Genomic DNA, 19,993 nt, shown 5'->3' on the forward strand with positions numbered 1-19,993 from the left:
TTATTTTTTAAGATTGGGAATCATTTGAAATGCCACATTTAAGATATGGTTATGATCAAATGCTAACTCTGGCAACTGAGAAATTTCAAACCAAGCTGCATTTTTTGCGTCATCTCCGGCTTCAACTTCCGCTTGTTCATGATGGGTTCCCCAAAATATAATTGAAATTGTTCTGCCGCGGGGATCTCTTCCGGGTTTACCAAAGGTTTGCAGTTGAAAAAGCTCAATATTTTTTAAGCCGGTTTCCTCTTCAAGTTCACGATACGCTGCTTCTATCAAATCTTCATCCATCTCAACAAATCCACCCGGTAAGGCCCAACTGTCTTTAAAGGGGTCGTATTTACGTTGAATCAGCAAAATCTGAAGCTCAGGCTTTTTTCTGAATATCAGGCAATCAACTGTAACCGCAGGACGGGGATAATCGTAAGTATAACTCATTACATTTCAAATTGAAGTATAAATATACTAAAAAACCTCCCATTTCTGGGAGGTTTTAATGCACCAAATATTTAACTAACATGAAATTGCAATCACAAAACCAATATAGATTTTGTGAAATCCTTTTTAATTATGGTCAACATAACCATCTTTGAGTCTGAATTATAAAGAACCTCGATAATATTTAATTAAAGACGACTCCAGTAAAAAGTAAAGGTTGACGCTTATAGTAATGCTAAATGTATGCCAAACTTTTATATACTTGAAAATCAGCAAATATGTCTTTGAAAAATTTTCGAGATGTGTTCGTTTCTTTTGTACGGTTGTACAAGAGCGTACACGAATTTACAAATAACAAAGGAAATTTTAGGTTATTATAAGCAATTCCTATTAATCTATATAAAATTACTTCGACTTGGTTTTACCATCGAGGATAATTACAATTTCACCTTTAATGGCTTTATTCTTAAAATGGGTATATACTTCTTTGATGGTTCCCCGAGCATTTTCTTCGAAAACTTTTGTTAACTCTCTCGATACGCAAATTTTTCTGTCCGCTCCGAAAACCTCCATAAATTGCTCCAGTGTTTTTAATAGTCGATGAGGTGATTCGTAAAAAATCATTGTATAGCTTTGATCAGCCAATTGTTCAAGTTTTGTTTTTCGCCCTTTTTTTACAGGTAAAAATCCTTCAAAAACAAATCGATCAGAGGACAATCCGGATTGCACCAATGCAGGAACAAAAGCTGTCGCACCCGGTAAACATTCAACTTCAACACCTGCCTCTATGCATGCTCTAACCAAATAAAATCCGGGATCGGAAATCCCGGGGGTACCTGCATCGGATATAAGTGCAATGGTATCGCCATTTAATAATTGTTCGACTATGGCTGCGGTAGCCTGATGTTCATTGAACTGATGATGTGAACGAAGTCGGTTGCTGATTTGGTGATGCTTTAATAAAATCCCTGATTTTCTGGTATCCTCTGCCAAAATAAAATCTGCTTCTTTTAATATCCTTATGGCTCGCAGACTTATATCTTCAAGATTTCCAATAGGACTGGGTACGAGATAAAGTTTTGACATGGGTTCTTTTTGGATTAATCTAGCTGATTGAATATTTGCGGTTTACAATTGTTTTTAATTTGATGACAACCTCATCTTTTTCATCCCAACCAAATTGTTCCTTAAATTGATTAAAAGTCGAAATTGCTCCATGATAATTGTTTGCCAAATTTAGCTTGTCAATTGATTGATTATAAATTTTTAAGTCTCCTGCAAATAATTCGTTAATAAATAAAAATTTTTCATTGATCCCGATCGCTGCTTTTATGTCGCTTATTTTATTTTGCTGAATTCGATCAGCAAGTCTGGGGTCTTGACCTTCACTTAGCTTATCTGCAAGGTTCTTCTTTGCTTCCGAAAATAAATCTGAGTTGGGATGAATAAAAACTTCTTTTTCATTTTGGCTTTCTGTTTTACGATTTAATGAAAAACTAACAACAGGCATTTCATGATCATCTTTGATTGCTGGTTCCAGTTTAGGTTTGATTATAGGGTCGGTATTTTGAACAATATCCGGTTTAGGAGGTTCTGGCTCAGATTGTTTTATTTCTACAATAGGTTCATGCTCCTTTATTTGTGTAACAATTGTATCCTCCTTTACCGATTTGATTACCTTTTCAGGATTCGTTTGTCCTGATTTTGAAATATCTTCCTCTAAATGTTTGATCTGATCGAGGATATGGATTGTTTCATATAGTTTTAACACATTTTTTTTGAGCAAATCAATGTATAGCTGAGGAATTTCACCTTTTTGTGTTTTTAACATCTCTGCTTGTTCGTTGATTAGGTCTAGCAGTTCAATCATCGCATTTTTAGAGGTATCGAATTTATTCATCCCTTAAATATTAAAATTGATATAAACATTGCAAAAATAAGCCCGAAAAAATATTAATTTAGCAAGTATTCGAATATTAATTAATTGATCTGATAAAGATAAAAAAAGTAAAACTGTTTACATTAAATGTTTCTAGAAAAAACAGCAAATCCAAAAAAACGAACAGGTTGGATTGAAGTAATTTGTGGTTCAATGTTTTCGGGTAAAACCGAAGAATTAATCCGTCGATTAAATCGGGCAAAGATTGCCAAACAAAGAGTTGAAATATTCAAACCTGAGGTAGATAAACGATACGACGAAAAAAATGTTGTATCGCATGATGCCAATGCAGTACAATGTACGCCGGTTCAAACGGCTGCCCAAATATTATTGTACGATATTGATGTCGATGTAGTCGCAATTGATGAGGCTCAGTTTTTTGATATGGAATTGGTGAACGTAGCTAATGTGCTGGCCGACCGTGGTTTCAGGGTAATCGTAGCCGGACTTGATATGGATTTCAGAGGAGTTCCGTTTGGTCCTATTCCCGGCTTGATGGCAACGGCCGAATACGTTACAAAGGTGCATGCTATTTGTATGACTTGTGGCAATTTGGCCCAATATTCTCATCGTACCATTAAAAATGAAAGTCTGGTAGTTTTGGGAGAAAAAGAAAGTTACGAACCATTATGCCGAAGTTGTTTTCTGAAAGTTCAAAAGGTCTAAACAATCCTAAAAAATCAACTTTTCTTAAATTCCCGCAATTTTATTAATATTGCAACTGATTTCTTTTATAAAACTTAGTAATATAAATTAATTTATACACAGATGAAAAATCCGGCAACCCTTTTATTAATCATTTCAGCACTGATAATGATTTCGTGTGGCGCACCTAAAAAAACTTCAAACGAAAACACCCTTGTTAAGATTAGTACAGAATACGGTGATATTACATTGAAACTATATGATGAAACCCCCAAACATCGTGATAATTTTATTAAGTTGATTCAAGAAGGTTGGTATGAAGGATCCACTTTTCATCGTGTGATCAGTCAATTTATGATTCAGGGTGGCGGAAGTGCAAAAGGCGAAGATGACCCGGGTTATAAAGTTGATGCGGAAATTCTACCAAAATTCTTCCATAAAAAAGGAGTATTGGCGGCTGCTCGTCAGGGTGATAATGTAAATCCTGAACGTGCCTCATCAAGCAGTCAGTTTTATATCGTACAAGGAAAAAAATTTACTGATGATGATTTTGCAGCTGTCGAGGCCAGAACCGGAATGCCCGTTCCTGAAGAACACAGAGAAGTTTATAGAACCATTGGCGGAACTCCTCATTTGGATGGTGCCTATACTGTTTTTGGTGAAGTTACAGAAGGCCTGGATGTAGTGGATAAAATTGCTGCTGTGGAAACCGGACGTGGCGACAAACCGGTTAAAGATGTTAAAATGAGCATCAAAATAATAAGATAAGATTTTAATGAAGGATAAAATAATACAATTACTGGACGAGATTTCTGTCTTTACTACTGAGAGTAAAGAAGAGTTGGATCAGTTTAGAATTAAATATTTGAGTAAAAAAGGCTTGATCCCTTCGTTGTTCGGCGATTTTAAAAACGTAGAGCCTGAGCTTCGTAAAGAAATTGGTCAGGCATTGAATGATCTTAAAAATCAGGCTCAGAATAAATTAAGCTCACTCACAGAAATATTGGATAATAATATACAGGAATCAAGTGGGGATTTGGATTTAAGCCTTCCGGTTAATTTTGAAGAATTGGGTGCCCGTCATCCACTTTCGATTGTTCGGAATAAAATTATTGAAATCTTTGCACGACTTGGTTATAATGTATCTGAGGGACCGGAAATTGAAGATGATTTTCACAATTTTACGGCTTTAAATTTCCCGGCCGATCATCCGGCACGTGATATGCAGGATACTTTCTTTATTGAGAAAGATCCCGACATTGCCCTAAGAACGCATACTTCATCGGTTCAGGTGCGTGTAATGCAAAGTCAAAAACCACCTATCCGGACAATTTCACCCGGCAGGGTTTTTCGAAATGAAGCCATTTCTGCCCGGGCACATTGCATTTTCCATCAGGTCGAAGGCTTGTACATCAATAAAAATGTATCGTTTGCCGATCTGAAGCAAACTTTGCTTTATTTTGCCCGCGAGTTTTTTGGTGAGCATACCCAAATCCGTTTACGACCATCTTATTTCCCGTTTACCGAACCCTCTGCCGAAATGGATATTTCGTGTAATATTTGTGGAGGCAAGGGATGTAATATTTGTAAACATTCGGGTTGGGTCGAAATTCTGGGATGCGGAATGGTTGATCCGAACGTATTGGAAAACTGTGGAATCGACAGCAAGGAATATACCGGATTTGCCTTTGGAATGGGCATCGAACGTATTGCCATGCTTAAATATCAGATCAACGATATCCGCTTATTTTTCGAAAATGATAAGAGGTTTTTGAAGCAGTTTGATAGCGCAATCTAGTCTGAACACCATTAAGGATTTTTCTTTATATTCTTATTTTCAATAAACTGAAGTTCCAACTCGGCTAGTAATTGGTGGATGTTTTTCACTTTTGACAAATCCAGTTCGTACGCTGTAAGTACATTTGGAATTGTTTTTATCTCCTGAATCAATTCTTTTTTTCTGTTTTTTGGAAATTCGTTTTCTATCAATAGAAAATAATCGATGGATCCAATGTTTGGAATCAGTTTCCCGTCAGAATGGTGATTTGAGATCAAGCAATAATTGTTTTGTGTTTCAAGGCATTGATAAAAGAAAACCGAATAGTTTAAATCGGCTTTGTCATGGCCCTCCTGAATAAAATCATCAATTCTGCTTAAATGTAAATGAAGTTTCTTGTTTAAAAAAAAAGTCAGGCGGTAATCCTTTAAATGGCAAGAAATCCCTATCAACGTATATTCGGATGAAAAATCGATTTTAAAGGTTAGTTTTTTTGCCATTTTAAAACTCTTTGACGATAAATATAAGAAAATAGCAGCAGATAAGAAAGGTTGATGAAATAGTTAATTTGACTGAAGCTTACTAAATGCTTTTTCGGAGGCAATTTGTTCGGCTCCTTTAATTGAAAAATCCTGGCCGCTTTCAATCACTTCACCTTCAATTAATATTCTGACCAGAAATTGTTTCTTGAAGCCTTCACCAATTTCCTCAACCACTTTAAAGTCGACCGATTTTTTTTCTTTTTGTCCCCATTCAACCAATTTGCTTTTATAGTTCACAATTTGGGTTTCGAGTTCATCCAAATTCAAATGAATATTAATAATGCGGTTAATGATAATTTTTCGGGTAAATTTATATCCTTTATCTAAATATAAAGCTCCGATAAATGCTTCAAAAGCATCTCCGTTCATCGATTTGCAAATAGTTTTTGTATCGATGGCAGAATTAATAAGTTTGGTAAGACCTAATTTTTTTGACAAATTATTTAGTTGCGATCTGCTAACGATTTTTGAACGCATTTCTGTTAAAAAGCCTTCATCTTTATAAGGGAATTTTTTAAAAAGCAGGTCGGCAACAACAGCCCCAAGTATGGCATCTCCTAAGTATTCAAGGCGCTCGTTACTTACCCGAACACCGTTTGAAAGTTCTTTTGCAACTGATTTGTGCCTAAAAGCCAATAAATATAAAGAAATATTATGAGGATAATACCCAAAAACATTCCTTAAACTGAGGAACAATTTTCTGTTGTCGGAAAAATAATGTAGTATATACTTATAAAAAATCAAAATGAAAGATTATCTCACGAATTTTTTGAAGATAATGGAAGCATTATGTCCACCAAAACCAAATGTATTGCTTAAAGCCACATTAATCACTCTTTTCTGAGCCTTGTGAAATGTAAAGTTTAATTTATTGTCAATTTCAGGATCGTCAGTAAAATGGTTGATCGTTGGTGGTACAATATCATTTTGAACCGCAAGTATAGTAGCAATAGCTTCAACAGCACCAGCTGCACCCAATAAGTGCCCTGTCATTGATTTTGTAGAGTTGATATTGATTTTGTATGCATGCTCACCAAATAGGCCAACGATAGCTTTTGGTTCAGCGATGTCACCAACAGGAGTTGAAGTACCATGTGTGTTGATATGATCAATATCGGTAAGCTTTAAACCTGCATCTTCGATGGCATTTTTCATGCAATTTTTTGCACCCAACCCATCCGGATGAGGGGCGGTCATGTGATGTGCATCGGCTGAAAGGCCGCAACCGGCTACTTCAGCATATATTTTTGCGCCTCTTTTTAAGGCATGTTCTAATTCTTCGAAAATAAGGGCGCATCCACCTTCACCTAATACAAAACCATCACGGTCTTTATCAAATGGACGGGATGCGGTTTTTGGATCATCATTACGTATTGAAATTGCATGTAGGGCATTAAAACCACCAACACCTCCTTCGGTTATAGCTGCTTCGGATCCACCGGTAATAAAAACATCAGCTTTTCCTAATCGAATCAAGTTGAATGCATCAGTTAAAGCATTTGCAGATGAAGCGCAAGCAGAAACAGTTGCAAAATTTGGTCCCCTGAAACCATATTTAATTGAAATATGGCCTGAAGCAATATCAGCAATCATTTTTGGAATAAAAAATGGATTGAAACGCGGAGTTCCATCTCCTTTGGCAAAATCAGAAATTTCATCTTGAAATGTTTGAATTCCGCCAATACCCGAAGCCCAAATAACACCAACTCGATCCAAATCAATTTTTTCCAAATCAAAACCTGCATCAGCAATAGCCTGATCGGCAGAAACAAGGGCAAATTGTGAATAACGATCATGCTTTCTTGCTTCTTTGCGATCCATGTAGTTTGTGATGTCAAAATTTTTAACTTCACAAGCAATCTGGGTCTTAAATTTTGATGAGTCAAATTGCGTAATTGGGCCGGCACCACTAACTCCATTAACCAATCCATCCCATAATTCAGGAATTGAATTGCCAATTGGAGTTAGGGCTCCAAGACCTGTAACTACTACACGTTTTAATTCCATGTAATTCGTTTGTTTATTTTACGTTTGCTTCAATGTAAGAAATAGCATCACCTACAGTACCAATTTTTTCAGCTTGGTCATCCGGAATTGCCATGTTGAATTCTTTTTCGAATTCCATGATCAACTCAACAGTATCAAGTGAATCAGCTCCAAGATCATTTGTGAAGCTTGCTTCTGGAGTTACTTCACTCTCGTCAACACCTAGTTTATCAACGATAATCGCTATTACTTTTGATTTAGTATCAGACATATCTTTATTATTTTGGTTAAACAGTGTGCAAAGAAATAAAATCTATCATTTAAAAGCAAAGAAAATCTGATATATTTAACTTTACTTTTTCATAATGAGCGGATTAACAAATATTTGCAAAGTAAGCTATTTTTTAAGATATCATGCTATAATTGGTAAAATAAATAATAAATTTGAACGCCATTAGTAATTAGTACTTGTACAAAAATATGAAAAAAATTGCCATTTTTGCCTCGGGCAACGGATCAAATGCTCAAAATATATCGGATTACTTTGCAGATAATGAGAATATTAAGATCTCGTTGATTTTATCAAACTGCAAGGATTCCTATGTGCTGGAAAGGGCTAAAAAATTAAAAATTCCCGCAGTTTATTTTGATAAAAAGGACTTTTACCTTTCCGAAAATGTGTTAAATAAATTGCAGTCATTTCAAATTGATTTCATTGTTTTAGCTGGATTTTTATGGTTTATCCCTCAAAATCTGATTCAAAACTTCCCAAATCGCATCATAAATATCCACCCGGCTTTGTTACCTAAACACGGGGGCAAAGGAATGTATGGCACGAAAGTACATGAGTCGGTAAAAGAATCGGGTGATACCGAAACAGGTATTACCATTCATTTTGTAAATGATAAATATGATGATGGGAAGATTATTTTTCAAGCTAAGGTGAAAGTTGAACCAAATGATTCGCCAGAAGATATAGCCAATAAAATTCACAAACTTGAATATGAGCATTTCCCCAAGGTAATCGAAGGATTACTTTAATGGCAAGATTTAAGAAGCTTAGTATTGGTTGAACTTACTCATTTCCTCCATTGGCTTTCTGACTTTTGTTCTCAGCTTATAATCGTCAGGAGCATAACCCACACTAATTAATAAAGCCAAATCTTTTTCTTTTGGAATTTTTAATAGGGTTTTAATGGCCTTCTCGTTGTACCATCCAATCATACAAGTGCCCAATCCTTCTTCTTCTGCCTGAAGGCAAAAATGTTCGGCAGCCATTCCCAAATCCATTAATTTCCAGCTGCGGTTTTTTAATCGACCGCCAATTCTGTTAACTAAGGGTGGTTTTTCAAGGGTGATGGCAATAAGAACAGGTGACTCAAGTGTGAATTTGTTGAAATTAACCAAGGTAGAAAAGGTCTCTCTGGCAATTTTGTCCTTCAAATCTGGCTCGTCAATTACTATAAATTTCCAGGGTTGAGAGTTAGATGCAGAAGGTGATAAACGGGCGGCTTCAAGGCAACGAAGAAGCTTCTCTTTATCAACAGGTTTATCCGTATATTTTCTTACGCTTTGACGATGATTTATTAATTCTAAAAAATCCATTCTAATAATTTTATATCATTTTTGTAATAACTTAATTTCTTATCCACTCCTAAACACTTTAACACGCCATTACCGTTTTAATTATATCCTTTTTCTGATCGTTTCAGTTTCTTTTTCAAACCCCTTTTTCCCCAGCAAAGCAAACATATTTGATTTATAGGCTTCAACCCCGGGTTGGTCAAATGGATTTACTTTTAATAAATAGCCACTTAAAGCACAAGCAAACTCAAAGAAAAAAACCAACTGCCCCAGAACAAACTCGGAAATTTCAGGAACCCGGATTTGAATATTTGGAACCCCGCCATCAACATGGGCAAGGGTTGTACCGATTTCTGCCATGTGATTAACTGATGAAATTCTTTTCCCACTGATATAATTTAGCTTATCCAAATCTTCATCATTCTTTGGGATTTTAAGTTCCTTATTGCTGTTTTCAATAGAAATTACGGTCTCAAAAAGATTTCGGATTCCTTCCTGAATATATTGCCCCATCGAATGCAGATCGGTTGTGAAACCTACTCCGGCCGGGAATATTCCTTTGTTTTCTTTGCCTTCACTTTCACCATATAATTGTTTCCACCATTCTGTAAAATAGAACAAACGTGGCTCATAATTGACCATGATCTCGTTTGTAAACCCATTTTGATAAAGGAGATTTCTGATAATGGCATATTGGGTGGCCGGATTTGAATCAAAAGAAGTGCTTTTGGTTAAAAGTTCTTTTTTCATCGATTTAGCACCATTTATGAAAGCCCTTATATCATAACCAGCAACCGCTATGGGGAGCAAACCAACCGGTGTAAGAACCGAATAACGTCCACCTACATCATCAGGAATGTCATAAGTTTTATACCCTTCAATATTTGCTAATTCTTTTAAAGCACCGCGATTACTATCGGTGATGGCAAATATTCTCTTTACCGCCTCTTCACGTCCATATTTCTTTTCAAGATGCTCTTTTAATAATCTGAATGCGATGGCAGGTTCTGTGGTTGTTCCCGATTTTGAAATGACGGCGAGAGAATAATCTTTTTTGTTTAAAATCTCGATTAAATCACACAGGTAGTCTTCACTGATATTTTGCCCTGCATACAAAATGAGCGGCGATTTTTTTTCATCCTGAAGTTGTACAAAATGATGGCTTAAAGCATCAATGATTGCACGGGCTCCCAAGTAGGACCCTCCAATCCCAATCACGACAAATATTTCGGAATTTAAATTGATTTTTTTAGCAATAAGTTGAATATCCTCAATCAATTCGGTACTTATTTGATCGGGCAAATCAATCCAGCCAAGGAAATCATTACCTTTCCCTGTTTTAGATAATAATTCTTTATAAGCGATTTCGATTTCGGATGAATATTCGTTAATATGATCTTGATCAAAAATATTCAGGACATTTTTAAGTTCAATTTTCATGATGATGGATCTTGTTTTTTACAAATGTAAGGATAATGTCAACATTTGTAATTCAGAAAATGGCATAAAAAAACAGCCCCCGAAGAAGCTGTTTTTTTCTATGAAACAAAAACCAAATTTATATTATTAACCTTTTAATTACATAACTACGATACCATGAAATTAAATCGTTCGAAATAACATTACAAAGATATATCGTATTTTTGGGCTCAATTGTTAATGAACTTTAACAAACGTTAAAAAATGTTAAAGGACTGTAAATCATTGAGATCAAAGCATACATTTGCAGCATGAACAAAAAGCTGATTATTTTTATTATTTTTTTAATGTCGGTGGCATTACTTGGGTTAATGAGTATCCAGGTTTATTGGATCAGGAATGCCGTGATCGTAAAAGAAGCAGGATTTGTACAAAGTGTAAACGAAGCCATTTCAAATGTTGTTTTAAGGCTCGAAAAAATTGAAAAAGTTAAAAATTTTCAGAATCCATTACTTCGAAATTCGAGTAGATTATCGTTGAATAAATATTTTGATTCTATTAACAAACAATTTATTGACGATATGTCAAAGATTACATCACTGCGCGAATATGAGTCCTTTAATCAAAAATCGATCGCAACACAACGTGAGTTCGGAAGTTTGTATCGTCACCAAAAGAAACAGCCGATTGAAGAAAGAATTAATGAGCCTCTTTTGGATTCGTTGATCAAGTTTGAACTTACAAAGTATGGAATTAATACACAATATGAATATGGAGTGTATAGCCCGGCCCGTCTTAATATGCTAATCCAGAAAACGGGAATGTATCCAACAGAGCTATTGAGTGAAGAAAGCTTCCAGTTTGCACTTTTCCCAAGCGATATCCAAGGAAACCCGGATTTCCTAATGTTATATTTCCCAAATGAACAACGCTTTTTGATCAGTAAAATGTGGTTATTATTACTTCTCTCAGCTGTACTGATGCTAATAATAATTTTATCATTTTATACTTCTATCAGCACCATTTTTAAGCAAAAAAGGCTTTCGGTAATGAAGAATGATTTTATTAATAACATGACCCACGAATTTAAAACCCCAATTTCTACCATAGCGCTTGTGTGCGAAGCATTAAAGGATAAGGATATCCAAAAAACAGAAGAGATTTATGATAATTATATTGGGATCATTAATGATGAGAATACACGGCTTAAAGTAATGGCCGAAAAAATATTGCAAACAGCCATTATTGAAAAGGGAAAACTTCACCTGAAAAAAGAATGGGTAGATATTCATGAGATAATACTTGAAGATGTTAGGAAAATCATGATTCAGGTCGAAAAAAAAGGAGGCAAAATCTATACTGATTTAAAAGCTGAGAATGTAAAACTTAAAGTTGACCCTTTACATATTACGAATGTGATATTAAATTTGCTTGATAATGCCATTAAATATACTATTGAAGAACCTGAGATATTAATCTCAACAACTGAAATGGATTCTGGCATAAAAATTAGCATTCAGGATAACGGTATTGGAATAGGTAAGGCAAATCAACGAAAAATATTTGATAAGCTTTATAGGGTTCCAACGGGTAATGTTCATAACTTTAAGGGCTTTGGATTAGGGTTAAGTTATGTTAAAGCGGTCATTGACAAGCATGGAGGTAGTATTAAACTAACAAGCGAGCTAAAAAGAGGATCTACCTTCCAGGTCTTTTTACCTTATAGCGATCAAAATAATTAATACATGGAACAACAAAAAGTATTATTAGCAGAGGATGATAAAAACTTAGGTACAATCTTGCAATCGTATTTAATTGCAAAGGGCTATCCAACCGATTTATGCGTAGACGGTGAAGAAGCTTTTATCCATTTTAAAAAAAACGAGTATAGTATCTGTATTTTGGATGTAATGATGCCAATAAAGGATGGTTTCACACTCGCAAAAGATATTCGCAATATCGACAAAGAAATTCCAATATTATTTCTGACGGCAAAAACTTTGCAAGAGGATAAGCTCAAAGGATTTGAATTGGGTGCCGACGATTATATCAGTAAACCCTTTAGCATGGAAGAATTACTCATGCGAATGAAGGCTATCTTAAGAAGGTCGGGCCAGAATGAAAACTTATCAAAAAATAATATTTATAAGTTGGGGAAATTCACGTTTGACTATAATAGACAGCTTTTGGTAATTGGAGAGGATGATCAAAAATTGACCTCTAAAGAAGCTGAGCTACTAAAACTATTAGGCGAAAATTTAAATCAGGTACTCGACAGAAGTGAGGCGTTAAATAAGATTTGGTATGACGACAGTTATTTTAATGCCCGAAGCATGGACGTATATGTTACCAAGCTTAGAAAGTATTTAAAGGCAGATCCAAACGTAGAACTTTTAAACGTACATGGTGTTGGATTTAAACTGGTAATTAATAGTTAGTTTGAACCGTTGAGCAAACTAAATTCACCGAATTCAAAATCTTCTTTATCTAGAATATCCCATAATTCTTTTGATCCGGAACCTTTCTCACGGTTGCATAATACAATAATCGATTTCTGCTGACGCATATCGCGGATATAATATGTCCGGAATCCTTTCCACCAACCAAAATGGTAAACTGTATTTTCTCTACCATCCTTTATCCTCCATCCAAATCCATAATTATCTTTTCGTTTCTTTGACTTGGGGCTTCCTGGCATAAATGCCATTTGTAGGGTGCTGTCGCCTAAAAGTTTGTTCAGATATAAGGCTTGATCAAACTTAAACATGTCCTCTATGGTGGTATAAACTCCTTTATCACCCATTACACCGTTTAAATACTCATTCCTTAGCTTTCTGGCACCTCTTCCAGTGCCACGGTAACTTGGTACTCCTACTGAAATATAATCCGAAACCTTGCTTTCGCCATTCATATTATAGACAAAGCTGCTGTTCATTCCAATAGGGTCAAAAATCTTTTCTTTTATAAATTGATCAAAATTTTTATGGCTGATACGCTCCACAACATTTGCCAGCATTGCGTAATTAGCGTTACAATAATGAAACCCATTGTTAGGTAAAAAATAGGGTTTTGGTTTATGTTCGATATACAATTTTAACATATCGTCGTTTGTAAGCGGGATTTCTTTGTTTTTCCATTGATCTTGTGCAAGAGTCATGTAGCGGGATAATCCCGATCGGTGATTCAGAAGTAATCGGATGGTTATTCCTTCATAAGGAAATTCGGGAATATATTCTCTAACGTCTGAATCAAGCTCCAGTAAATCATCTTCAACCAGCATTAAAATAGCTGTTGCGGTAAACATTTTAGATACAGATGCTAACTGGAATGCAGATGTTGTAGTAAGCTTTGTTTTTTTTACAATATCAGCAAACCCAAAAGCTTCTTTATAAACAAGCTTGCCTTTTACTGAATAAAGCACAGCCCCAGCGAATCCTTGCTTTTTATTCAATTGATCAAAAATTCCATGTAACCATTCGGCTTTTTGATCAATGGCTTTTTGATCTAAATCAATAAATATTGTATCGGGTATTTCCGGAATTTTTGGTGTTTCCGCCACTTGACTCTGACAAGCAAATAGTCCAGACAGTACAAGAATTATATAAGAAATAGTTTTAATATTCATTTGCGGATTTTTGCATCGGCAAAGTTATCAGAATCGGTAAACACAAAAACTGAAAACAGAAAATTTAACAGTTTTTAACCAAAATTAAGATACTGGGTTTATAATTTTTCGAAAACCTCCTTAAAATGCATGTTTACTTCTTCAGCAATTTGAAGTAATTCCTTATTTCCCAGCTGCCCCATCATTGAATAGGGATCAATAGCACATACTTCTACCCCCAAATCTTGTTCGATTACGATAACATTGCAGGGTAGAAGCACTCCAAGTTTATCCTCTAAAGATAGAGCTTTATAAGCCGAATGCGGATTGCATGCACCCAAAATAGTATATCTTTTAAAATCCACATCAATTTTTTTCTTTAAGGTTTCTTTAATATCAATTGTATTTAAAACCCCAAAGCCATGTTCTTTTAGTAAGGTGGTCACTCGTTCTATTGCTTCCTCAAAAGTGTAATTAACTGTTTTAGTGAGATAGTATTTCATCATAATATAATTATTTTTTTGTGGATGATGCCCGCCTGAAAGAATATATTCGGGCAGGAAACACCCATGTTTTTGATTTTATTATCATTATGTTTGTGTTTTACAAAACATGGGTGTTTCATAAAGTTTTATTTTATGCAAAATTAATTATTTTTTTATAATCATTTTTGTTACAAGACCTATCATTTTGAGTGATAAAAAATTTAGAATCTTAGATAAAACGATCCAATCTTATGATTTTAGCTGTCAATGGATAATATTCCGGGTTATTATTTTCATTTAAAATGAATTTGATATTAAAATAAAAACAAACTCATTTGGTTTTGATTTCATGAAAGACAAATTATTTCTTTCAGATTTTAATAAAGGCTATAATTAATTTGTTGTAATTCTGATAATTAATCACTTAATATAAAATTGTTTATGTTCAAATCCGTACAACCACTGTAACTATATGAACACTCTTTGCGTCAAATGTTTCAAAGGCCGGAATTAATAATATGATACTCACACAATTAAAATTGTGGCATATTTTTAGTTACTTTTGTTCACCAATTAATAAAACAAAAAGGAAATGAGACAATTTAATGCATTGAAGCGGATTAATGGAAACATGAAATATGTAATGATGGCTATACTTATTGTTGCAATAAGTGGAACAATTTATTCGCAAAAAGTATGGACATTAAAAGATTGCATAGAGTATGCTTTGGAAAACAACATTCAAATTAAGAAAAGTGAGTTGACTGCTGATGTTAATAAGGCCTCTTTTTTGCAATCAAAATTAAATTTGATCCCTTCAATTAATGGATCAACAAGTTATACATTTGGTAGTGGTCGTACAGATAATGGTGAATTCCAATATGTAAACACAAATACAAAAAGTGCTTCTTTCGGTATTTCTTCTGGTGTTACGCTTTTTGATGGTTTCCAAAAATATAATACCATTAAACAGAATCAATTTAATTATTTAGCAAGCAAATATGATTCGGATAAAATGCGTGATGATATTTCCTTAATGCTTGCCCAAAATTATCTGAATGTATTATTCAGCATGGAATTAGTTGAGAAATCACAAGCTCAAATTGATGTAACCACACAGCAAATCAGAAACACTCAAAAGCTTGTTGATGCCGGTACATTGCCCAAAGGTAGTTTGTTGGAGATCCAGTCTCAATTTGCATCCGAAGAAGTAACATTGATCAATGCACAAAATCGGCTTAACTTAGCTTATCTTGATTTATTGCAACTTTTAGAGTTACCCGCAACCGATAACTTTATTATTCAAAAACCGGATCTTTCAGTAGGCAATGAAATGAAAATTTTACCCGCTGAACAGATTTATGGCATTTCAGTAACACGACTTCCTCAAATAAAGAGTGCTGAATTACGTTATAAAAGTGCCAGTAAAGGAGTCGCTATCGCAAGAGGTGCCCGAAGCTTTGAAATAGCAGCATATGCAGGATGGAGAACAAACTATTATGATCAAATCCACCTTTACGATCGTACAACAAGCCCACCTCTGGACTTGGGGATAAAACCATTCAAAGATCAATACAAAGACAACCAAAGCAAGTATCTTCAATTTTCATTAAGTATTCCTGTTTTTAATGGATATGCTGTTTCAACAAATATTTCACGAGCAAAAATATCGGAAAAAAATGCTGAATATGATTTGCAACTTTCAAAAAATACGGTACGAAAAAATATAGAACAAGCCTATTCAGATGCACTTGCTGCCTATAAAACTTATAATGCAAGTATGAAATCAGTGGCCTCCTTCAACGAAGCTTTTAAATACATGGAACAGAAATTTAATGTGGGCCTTGAAAATTCATTAAATTATAATATGTCAAAAATGCAACTTTCAAAAGCGCAATCTGATTTACTGTCGGCAAAATACGATTACATCTTTAAATCAAAAATATTAGATTTTTACATGGGCAACCCACTTGTACTTGATGAAAATTAGGATTGTTTAAAGAACTTCATCAAATATATTTTTAAAAGCCCTCCAACAGAGGGCTTTTCTTTTAAATAATTCCATTACCATGTAATTTATTTTGTAATTTTATGCACTATTATAATTCACGATCATTTTAAACATTTTTTTAATGAAACAAAAAAAGTCAAATACCAAAAGATATCTCATTTGGATTGGGATTCCATTGGTAATTATTTTAATTGTATTTGCGGTTAACAAAAAGAAAACAACTGGTGAAACCAAAGTTAGCACAGAACTCGTTACCAAGAGAACAATCATTGAAACCGTTTCCGCAAATGGAAAAATTCAACCTGAAATTGATGTTAAAATCAGTCCTTATATTTCCGGTGAGGTTGTAGAACTTTATGTGAAAGAAGGTGATGAAGTAAAAGAAGGCAAATTGTTGGCAAAGATTGATCCCGAAATATATATTTCAAGTTACGAAAGAGCAGAAGCAGCTCTAAATACGCAAAAGGCAAATCAAGCAAACGCAAAAGCAAGGTTGGCCCAGGTTCAGGCACAATTTGTAAATGCTGAACTTTCGTACAACCGAAATAAAACTTTGTTCGATCAAAATGTAGTATCAAAAGCTGATATAGATGCTGCTGTTGCGGCTTTTAAAGTGGCAGAAGCTGAGGTTGAAGCAGCCAAGGAGAGTTTGAAAGCAGCAGAATTTTCTGTAGGAAGTACTGTGGCTTCTCTAAAAGAAGCGAAAGAAAACCTGAATAGAACAAGTATTTATGCCCCTAACGATGGTACTGTTTCAAAATTAAATGTTCAAAAAGGGGAACGTGTAACAGGTGCTTCACAGTTTTCTTCCGGAACTGAAATTATGCGGGTTGCAAATTTGCAAAATATGGAAGTGAAAGTTGAGGTAAACGAAAATGACATTGTTAGGGTTAGTTTATTTGATACTTGCCTGATAGAAGTTGACGCTTACTTAAACAAAAAATTTAAAGGAATCGTAACTGAAATAGCGACTTCGGCTAACGTAACCGGAGTTAGTGCAGATCAGGTTACCAACTTTCAGGTTAAAATTCGAATCTTAAGAGAATCTTATACTGAATATACAACTGAGAATAATCCAAATTATTCGCCATTTCGACCCGGAATGTCGGCAACAGTTGATATTCAAACAGAAACAGCTTTTGAGATACTTACTTTACCAATTCAGGCTGTAACTACCCGTTCTGATTCATCAGGTAATTTAAAAGTGGCTAGAACTGTTGAAAATAAAGACGAACCTGAAGTGAAAGTTGAAGAGGAAGTTATTGAATATGTATTCATGTATACTCCGGAAGGAATTGCCAAAATGATTAAGGTGATAACCGGCATCCAAAACAATACTTATATTCAAATTTTAGAAGGCTTGAAAGAAGGAGATGAAATTATTGTGGCTCCTTATCGTGCAGTATCTAAAAAATTAAAAGATGGGGATGTTGTGAGAAAAGTTCCCAAAGAAGAATTATTTTTAACTACCGAATAGTAAGTAAATAATTTTATACTTGAGACGCAGTGATGCGTCTCTTCTTTTTTCTGAAAATGGCTAAATTATTATTTCTGGAAACCGCGACACAAATTTGTTCGGTTGCACTTGCCGAAGATGGTGTTTTACTTTCAATAAAAGAAAGTGATTCAACAAACTCGCATTCTTCCCTTCTGACCAATTTTATTCAAAATGTTGTCAGTGATGCGAAAATTAAATTGCAAGATTTGGATGCCATTGTTATTAGCAAAGGACCCGGTTCCTATACCGGTTTGCGCATTGGCGTTTCTGCTGCCAAAGGATTATGCTACTCGTTGGATAAACCATTAATTGCAGTTAATACGCTTCAAAGTATGGCAATGGGCATGAAAAAAAATGAAAATGACTCAAAAGCGATTTTTTGCCCGATGATCGATGCCCGAAGAATGGAAGTTTATACCGCACTGTTTGACAATCAGAATAATGAACTGGAACCTACCTCCGCTAAAATTATTGATGAGTCGTCATTTATTGATTTATTAAAAGATCACACCGTTTATTTTGGGGGCGATGGAGCTGAAAAATGTAAAAGTGTTTTATCAAAAAACCAGAATGCTAAGTTCATGGATGAGTTTCGCATTTCAGCAAAAGATATGATTAAAATTGCTTTTCAGAAATTTAATGCCGGACAATTTGTTGATGTAGCCTATTTTGAACCCTATTATTTAAAAGATTTTATTGCCGGAATTCCTAAGGTTAAAGGGTTGAAATAAAACAAAGAAGGCAATAATTTCAATTATTGCCTTCTTTGTTTTATTGATTATGACAGTGATCGTCACAGCAACAACTTAACGAATTACTTTTTGCTTTTCTAAAGGCTTCCCTACCTTCCTTAAATGCAAACCATGCTACACCCAGAGAACCTGCAATATCAATGTATCCAACACTTGTCAGCTCATATAAAAGACTTGAAGCTAGTAGGATAAACGATAGATAAAAACAGGTTTTGGTACAATTGGCATCAGCAATGATGGCATCTGAATTAAGGGCTTTTCCAACACTTAGCTTGGAGGCCATCAAAAAATACATTGTGATAATTGAAATTGAAGAAACGATAATACCTACAAGTGTTGTATCCGGTTTAGTATTATTTAAAATGTTCAATGCACTTCCCACAATCAATCCTGCGGTCAATAAATAAAAAGCAAATCCTGTTATTTTCAATGCTTGTCGTTCAAAATGGTCACGATTATTTACATCTGAATATTTCATCCTTAAAATAAGATGAAGAATTCCAATTCCGGAGATTACCTCCACAAAACTATCTATCCCAAAACCAAGCAAAGCCAAGGTTTCATCTTCCATGCCATAATAAATGGAAACAAGGCCCTCAATTATATTGTAAGCAATGGTAATAATTGCAAGAATGAGTGCGGTTCTTATTAATTTGGATTTTTGTGTCATTAGACTTAGTATTTTTAAATTCGTATAGCAAGCATGAACGATTGATCCGAGCATACTTTATATAAAGCAAATAGTTAGTATGTGCTTCGAGCTTACTATTTAATATTCTTTTTTTCAGCTACCGGGCGATCATATAAACAACAACCGGGAAGTTTTTCGTAAACTTTATCATCGGCTTTGTATTTATCTGTATCGTGACCAACTTTTGCAATAGCCTTTTGAATTTCCGGCAAATTGGTTTTGCCGGTATCAAATGATACTTTGGCCATTTTGTTTGTTTTGTCCCATTCGGCCATGCTCACTCCCTCAATTGCTTTTGCTGCTTTTTCAATACGGGTTTTGCACATACCGCAATTTCCATAAACCTTAAATTCTTCTGTTTTTGAATCTTGAGCCGATGCTGTAATGCCAATAAATAGCATGATGCTTAGTAGTAAATTAATTTTAGTTTTCATTTTCGAGTTTTTTTAGTGGATAATTGTTTTGTTTATTGTTCTTTTCTTATTCCGGTAATTAAAAATATGATATTTTTGCAGCATTAAATGCCTCTTTAGCTCAGTTGGTAGAGCAGCTCATTCGTAATGAGCAGGTCGTGGGTTCAAGTCCCATGAGAGGCTCAAAATTTTTCGGGTGCAATTTAATC

22 protein-coding genes and 1 tRNA gene are annotated in these 19,993 nt (G+C 34.7%); 10 read left to right on the plus strand and 13 right to left on the minus strand.

Features of this window, described 5'->3' with window-relative positions:
- The 3 genes from KKG99_15645 to KKG99_15655 form a co-directional block, all read right to left on the minus strand.
- A complete protein-coding gene (locus KKG99_15645) occupies positions 1-438 on the minus strand; it encodes an NUDIX hydrolase (GenBank protein MBU1014432.1) in 438 nt (145 codons plus the stop codon).
- 405 nt (positions 439-843) lie between these two features.
- Positions 844-1,524 carry a 16S rRNA (cytidine(1402)-2'-O)-methyltransferase gene (gene rsmI / locus KKG99_15650; GenBank protein MBU1014433.1) on the minus strand — a complete coding sequence of 227 codons (681 nt, stop codon included), beginning with the start codon at positions 1,522-1,524 and terminating at the stop codon, positions 844-846.
- Between the two features lie 19 nt (positions 1,525-1,543).
- Positions 1,544-2,338, minus strand: a complete 795-nt coding sequence (locus KKG99_15655; protein MBU1014434.1) for a hypothetical protein — start codon at positions 2,336-2,338, stop codon at positions 1,544-1,546.
- A gap of 126 nt (positions 2,339-2,464) precedes the next feature.
- On the opposite strand from KKG99_15655, the gene KKG99_15660 reads away from it, so the two are divergent.
- The 3 genes from KKG99_15660 to pheS all read left to right on the plus strand — a co-directional run bounded on the left by KKG99_15660 (position 2,465) and on the right by pheS (position 4,820).
- Positions 2,465-3,043 (plus strand): thymidine kinase, encoded by a 579-nt coding sequence (locus KKG99_15660; GenBank protein ID MBU1014435.1) that lies wholly within the window; start codon positions 2,465-2,467, stop codon positions 3,041-3,043.
- Positions 3,044-3,145: 102 nt separating this feature from the next.
- Positions 3,146-3,790 carry a peptidylprolyl isomerase gene (locus KKG99_15665; GenBank protein ID MBU1014436.1) on the plus strand — a complete coding sequence of 215 codons (645 nt, stop codon included), beginning with the start codon at positions 3,146-3,148 and terminating at the stop codon, positions 3,788-3,790.
- Positions 3,791-3,797: 7 nt separating this feature from the next.
- A complete protein-coding gene (pheS, locus tag KKG99_15670; protein ID MBU1014437.1) occupies positions 3,798-4,820 on the plus strand; it encodes a phenylalanine--tRNA ligase subunit alpha in 1,023 nt (340 codons plus the stop codon).
- A gap of 11 nt (positions 4,821-4,831) precedes the next feature.
- Here the strand turns inward: pheS and KKG99_15675 are convergent, their stop codons facing one another.
- From KKG99_15675 to KKG99_15690, 4 genes are all read right to left on the minus strand, one after another.
- Positions 4,832-5,299: an IPExxxVDY family protein gene (locus tag KKG99_15675; protein ID MBU1014438.1), complete on the minus strand. Its 468-nt coding sequence runs from the start codon at positions 5,297-5,299 to the stop codon at positions 4,832-4,834.
- Between the two features lie 63 nt (positions 5,300-5,362).
- Positions 5,363-6,088 carry a ribonuclease III gene (gene rnc, locus KKG99_15680; protein MBU1014439.1) on the minus strand — a complete coding sequence of 242 codons (726 nt, stop codon included), beginning with the start codon at positions 6,086-6,088 and terminating at the stop codon, positions 5,363-5,365.
- Between the two features lie 6 nt (positions 6,089-6,094).
- Positions 6,095-7,348 (minus strand): beta-ketoacyl-ACP synthase II, encoded by a 1,254-nt coding sequence (gene fabF / locus KKG99_15685; protein ID MBU1014440.1) that lies wholly within the window; start codon positions 7,346-7,348, stop codon positions 6,095-6,097.
- Between the two features lie 13 nt (positions 7,349-7,361).
- Positions 7,362-7,598 carry an acyl carrier protein gene (locus KKG99_15690; GenBank protein MBU1014441.1) on the minus strand — a complete coding sequence of 79 codons (237 nt, stop codon included), beginning with the start codon at positions 7,596-7,598 and terminating at the stop codon, positions 7,362-7,364.
- Positions 7,599-7,807: 209 nt separating this feature from the next.
- Here KKG99_15690 and purN point away from each other — a divergent pair, with 209 nt between their 5' ends.
- Entirely contained in the window at positions 7,808-8,368 is a 561-nt protein-coding gene (gene purN, locus KKG99_15695; protein MBU1014442.1) for a phosphoribosylglycinamide formyltransferase, read from the plus strand.
- An 18-nt stretch (positions 8,369-8,386) separates the two neighbouring features.
- Here the strand turns inward: purN and KKG99_15700 are convergent, their stop codons facing one another.
- On the minus strand, positions 8,387-8,932 hold the full coding sequence (locus KKG99_15700; GenBank protein ID MBU1014443.1) for a nitroreductase family protein: 546 nt from the start codon (positions 8,930-8,932) through the stop codon (positions 8,387-8,389).
- Positions 8,933-9,013: 81 nt separating this feature from the next.
- A complete protein-coding gene (locus KKG99_15705; GenBank protein ID MBU1014444.1) occupies positions 9,014-10,351 on the minus strand; it encodes a glucose-6-phosphate isomerase in 1,338 nt (445 codons plus the stop codon).
- Between the two features lie 290 nt (positions 10,352-10,641).
- Between KKG99_15705 and KKG99_15710 the strand changes: the two genes are divergently transcribed.
- On the plus strand, positions 10,642-12,072 hold the full coding sequence (locus KKG99_15710; GenBank protein MBU1014445.1) for a HAMP domain-containing histidine kinase: 1,431 nt from the start codon (positions 10,642-10,644) through the stop codon (positions 12,070-12,072).
- 3 nt (positions 12,073-12,075) lie between these two features.
- Positions 12,076-12,768 (plus strand): response regulator transcription factor, encoded by a 693-nt coding sequence (locus tag KKG99_15715; GenBank protein ID MBU1014446.1) that lies wholly within the window; start codon positions 12,076-12,078, stop codon positions 12,766-12,768.
- On the opposite strand, the gene KKG99_15720 is transcribed toward KKG99_15715, so the two are convergent.
- Entirely contained in the window at positions 12,765-13,955 is a 1,191-nt protein-coding gene (locus tag KKG99_15720) for a beta-lactamase family protein (protein ID MBU1014447.1), read from the minus strand. The two genes, KKG99_15715 and KKG99_15720, sit on opposite strands and share 4 nt — an antisense overlap.
- A gap of 98 nt (positions 13,956-14,053) precedes the next feature.
- Entirely contained in the window at positions 14,054-14,437 is a 384-nt protein-coding gene (locus KKG99_15725) for a DUF302 domain-containing protein (protein ID MBU1014448.1), read from the minus strand.
- A 574-nt stretch (positions 14,438-15,011) separates the two neighbouring features.
- On the opposite strand from KKG99_15725, the gene KKG99_15730 reads away from it, so the two are divergent.
- The 3 genes from KKG99_15730 (at position 15,012) to tsaB (ending at position 18,659) form a co-directional block, all read left to right on the plus strand.
- Positions 15,012-16,409, plus strand: a complete 1,398-nt coding sequence (locus KKG99_15730) for a TolC family protein (protein ID MBU1014449.1) — start codon at positions 15,012-15,014, stop codon at positions 16,407-16,409.
- A 142-nt stretch (positions 16,410-16,551) separates the two neighbouring features.
- Complete coding sequence (locus KKG99_15735; GenBank protein ID MBU1014450.1) at positions 16,552-17,907, plus strand: efflux RND transporter periplasmic adaptor subunit; 1,356 nt, start codon at positions 16,552-16,554, stop codon at positions 17,905-17,907.
- Between the two features lie 56 nt (positions 17,908-17,963).
- Positions 17,964-18,659: a tRNA (adenosine(37)-N6)-threonylcarbamoyltransferase complex dimerization subunit type 1 TsaB gene (gene tsaB, locus KKG99_15740; GenBank protein MBU1014451.1), complete on the plus strand. Its 696-nt coding sequence runs from the start codon at positions 17,964-17,966 to the stop codon at positions 18,657-18,659.
- Positions 18,660-18,699: 40 nt separating this feature from the next.
- Here the strand turns inward: tsaB and KKG99_15745 are convergent, their stop codons facing one another.
- The gene (locus tag KKG99_15745; GenBank protein MBU1014452.1) at positions 18,700-19,350 is read right to left on the minus strand and encodes a hypothetical protein; all 651 of its coding nucleotides are present in this window, start codon (positions 19,348-19,350) and stop codon (positions 18,700-18,702) included.
- 95 nt (positions 19,351-19,445) lie between these two features.
- Complete coding sequence (locus KKG99_15750; protein ID MBU1014453.1) at positions 19,446-19,805, minus strand: heavy-metal-associated domain-containing protein; 360 nt, start codon at positions 19,803-19,805, stop codon at positions 19,446-19,448.
- 89 nt (positions 19,806-19,894) lie between these two features.
- On the opposite strand from KKG99_15750, the gene KKG99_15755 reads away from it, so the two are divergent.
- Positions 19,895-19,967 (plus strand) — tRNA-Thr (locus tag KKG99_15755).
- Positions 19,968-19,993 lie beyond the last annotated feature (26 nt).

It is taken from the genome of Bacteroidota bacterium (assembly GCA_018816945.1).
Lineage (GTDB): Bacteria > Bacteroidota > Bacteroidia > Bacteroidales.

Bases quoted from the DNA above. Each gene is read 5' to 3' on its own strand.
- tsaB (MBU1014451.1), top strand. From the start codon at position 17,964: ATGGCTAAATTATTATTTCTGGAAACCGCGACACAAATTTGTTCGGTT.
- KKG99_15655 (MBU1014434.1), bottom strand. From the start codon at position 2,338: ATGAATAAATTCGATACCTCTAAAAATGCGATGATTGAACTGCTAGAC.
- KKG99_15710 (MBU1014445.1), top strand. From the start codon at position 10,642: ATGAACAAAAAGCTGATTATTTTTATTATTTTTTTAATGTCGGTGGCA.
- KKG99_15705 (MBU1014444.1), bottom strand. From the start codon at position 10,351: ATGAAAATTGAACTTAAAAATGTCCTGAATATTTTTGATCAAGATCAT.
- KKG99_15735 (MBU1014450.1), top strand. From the start codon at position 16,552: ATGAAACAAAAAAAGTCAAATACCAAAAGATATCTCATTTGGATTGGG.
- KKG99_15715 (MBU1014446.1), top strand. From the start codon at position 12,076: ATGGAACAACAAAAAGTATTATTAGCAGAGGATGATAAAAACTTAGGT.
- KKG99_15725 (MBU1014448.1), bottom strand. From the start codon at position 14,437: ATGAAATACTATCTCACTAAAACAGTTAATTACACTTTTGAGGAAGCA.
- purN (MBU1014442.1), top strand. From the start codon at position 7,808: ATGAAAAAAATTGCCATTTTTGCCTCGGGCAACGGATCAAATGCTCAA.
- KKG99_15660 (MBU1014435.1), top strand. From the start codon at position 2,465: ATGTTTCTAGAAAAAACAGCAAATCCAAAAAAACGAACAGGTTGGATT.
- rsmI (MBU1014433.1), bottom strand. From the start codon at position 1,524: ATGTCAAAACTTTATCTCGTACCCAGTCCTATTGGAAATCTTGAAGAT.
- KKG99_15720 (MBU1014447.1), bottom strand. From the start codon at position 13,955: ATGAATATTAAAACTATTTCTTATATAATTCTTGTACTGTCTGGACTA.
- KKG99_15750 (MBU1014453.1), bottom strand. From the start codon at position 19,805: ATGAAAACTAAAATTAATTTACTACTAAGCATCATGCTATTTATTGGC.
- KKG99_15700 (MBU1014443.1), bottom strand. From the start codon at position 8,932: ATGGATTTTTTAGAATTAATAAATCATCGTCAAAGCGTAAGAAAATAT.
- fabF (MBU1014440.1), bottom strand. From the start codon at position 7,348: ATGGAATTAAAACGTGTAGTAGTTACAGGTCTTGGAGCCCTAACTCCA.
- KKG99_15665 (MBU1014436.1), top strand. From the start codon at position 3,146: ATGAAAAATCCGGCAACCCTTTTATTAATCATTTCAGCACTGATAATG.
- KKG99_15730 (MBU1014449.1), top strand. From the start codon at position 15,012: ATGAGACAATTTAATGCATTGAAGCGGATTAATGGAAACATGAAATAT.
- KKG99_15690 (MBU1014441.1), bottom strand. From the start codon at position 7,598: ATGTCTGATACTAAATCAAAAGTAATAGCGATTATCGTTGATAAACTA.
- KKG99_15745 (MBU1014452.1), bottom strand. From the start codon at position 19,350: ATGACACAAAAATCCAAATTAATAAGAACCGCACTCATTCTTGCAATT.
- KKG99_15645 (MBU1014432.1), bottom strand. From the start codon at position 438: ATGAGTTATACTTACGATTATCCCCGTCCTGCGGTTACAGTTGATTGC.
- pheS (MBU1014437.1), top strand. From the start codon at position 3,798: ATGAAGGATAAAATAATACAATTACTGGACGAGATTTCTGTCTTTACT.
- KKG99_15675 (MBU1014438.1), bottom strand. From the start codon at position 5,299: ATGGCAAAAAAACTAACCTTTAAAATCGATTTTTCATCCGAATATACG.